The sequence below is a fragment of the Marinomonas sp. SBI8L genome, assembly GCF_001624705.1.
Lineage (GTDB): Bacteria > Pseudomonadota > Gammaproteobacteria > Pseudomonadales > Marinomonadaceae > Marinomonas.
Window position 1 is genome coordinate 1 of record NZ_JSEO01000029.1, and the last position, 2156, is coordinate 2156.

Annotated in this window: 1 pseudogene; it reads left to right on the forward strand. The window is 41.0% G+C overall.

Annotated features, from left to right (window positions below):
- Positions 1-780: 780 nt before the first annotated feature.
- Positions 781-2030 (forward strand): annotated as a pseudogene (locus OA91_RS24655) (IS1182 family transposase); the annotation flags it as partial.
- Positions 2031-2156: the final 126 nt, after the last annotated feature.

The window sequence follows — 2156 nt, forward strand, 5'->3', positions numbered from 1 at the left end:
GCGCACACTTGAAATATCGATTTAGCAAGATCAATACCTGCTACTTGAATACATTCCATATTAACCTCCTAAACTGAAGAACTAACTCAGTATAGAAGGGGTGTCCATTTCATTATTTTAATAATGCGCACGCTTGGTTTACTAGATTTATCCACCGTACTCAAAACGCTACATATGATTAATTCTTAAAAGGAAAGGCCACTTATTCACTGAAAGCCTTCCTGGCTAAACGCGCATGCGCGTTATTTCGAATCCTATTTTTACTTGTCGGGCACGGTTATTTTCGTGCACTTATAATAACTAGTTGATTCTAAATACTTTATAAACCTTAAACAATGATAAAGCGTGCCGTATCATAGATATTTATAGTGCTAAAACGTGCGAATTTTATTAACATTTTAGATATCTGAAGAATAAACTGTATGCTTATACATAAATCTAATGAGCAAAGAAGGTCAGGCTTTTTAATACCAGCTAGGTAATGTTGGAGTCTATAAAGAGGACCTCTCACACTAGCATCGGCAATGTGATGCATAGCGTGTCTAATAAAGAGCCACTTCTGTACTTGGAATAGGAAGCGGGATGGGGTCATCAATGACTCTATGATTAAATTCCCTATAACCTTGCCTATACGGTCACCCCCTCATGGGAACGAGAGATAGGTTGCTTATGATGTGTCTTTCGATAAATTGCAGGCAAAAAAAAGCCTGATCATAAGATCAGGCTCAGACTGCTGACAAAGTCCTCGCCAACCTAGGCGGGGATTTTTTATAATAAGCCATGCTTAATTCTCGCCCCCAAACTCAGTCTTCTCTTGAGTTCGTCTGTATTGATGAGCTTGTTCCTAAAGATCATTTGCTTCGCAAGATAGATAAGCAGATCGACTTTTCATTTATTCATGACTTAGTAAAAGATCTGTACTGCCTAGGTAATGGTCGTCCTGCACTTGATCCTACTCTCATGTTTAAACTCTTACTGCTTGGTTATTTATTTGGTGTTCGAAGCGAACGTCAGCTTATACGTGAAGCACAAGTCAATGTTGCCTATCGCTGGTTCCTCGGTTTAGGGCTCACCGATAAGTTGCCTGATGCTTCTACGCTAAGCCAAAACCGCCGCAGACGTTTTAATGATTCGGATGTTTATCAGCAAATCTTTGATGAGATTGTGCTTCAAGCCATGCGCAAGAAGCTTGTCTCTGGCACGGTGCTTTACACCGACTCAACTCATATCAAAGCTAACGCAAATAAAAATAAACATCTTAAAGTGACAGTAAAAGAGGAACGACAAGCTTACTTCGATCAACTCGACGACGATGTCAAAACAGAGCGAACTCGTTTAGGAAAAAAGCCTTAGCGCCATCCAAAAAGGCGCAACCTGAAAAAACGATCAAACAAAGCACAACCGACCCTGATAGCGGCTATATGGTGCGTGACCAAAAGCCTAAAGGTTTTTTCTATCTCGATCATCGAACGGTTGATAGTAAAGTCAACATCATCACGGATGTGCATGTTACATCGGGAAATTTACATGATGCGCGTCCTTATATGGCAAGGTTAAAGCGGCAAGAGAAGCGATTTGATTTTGACGTGCAAGCCGTTGGACTCGATGCAGGCTATAACACGGCAGCGCTGTGTAAACAGCTGGAAGATAAAGGGATCTTCCCTGCGATCGCTTATCGCCGCTTAAATCATAAAGCAGGCATGTTCTATAAAAAGGATTATCAATACGATCCTGACACGAATACCTATCAATGCCCACAGGGCCAATCTCTTATCTATAAAACAACGACAAGAGAAGGGTATCGCCATTATCAATCTAACTCGGCGGAATGTGTCGCATGCCCAACGCTGAAGCAGTGTACGAAGAACGCGAAATCTGTCAAAACAGTTACACGCCATATCTGGCAAGACAGCAAAGAGAGAGCGAATTTAAAACGTCTGAGTGAACGCGGTAAGAGAATTTATAAACGACGAAAAGAAACAGTAGAACGCAGTTTTGCCGATGCAAAAGAGCTACACGGTTATCGTTACATACCGTCCCATAAAGTGTGTCTAAGGGGTATATAAAAGGCGCCCCTCTTTCGTTAAATTAATTCTGTTTCGACCAAAAAACGAACAAATTTAACAAAGAGAGACTATGGACAATTTAAAGCTAAA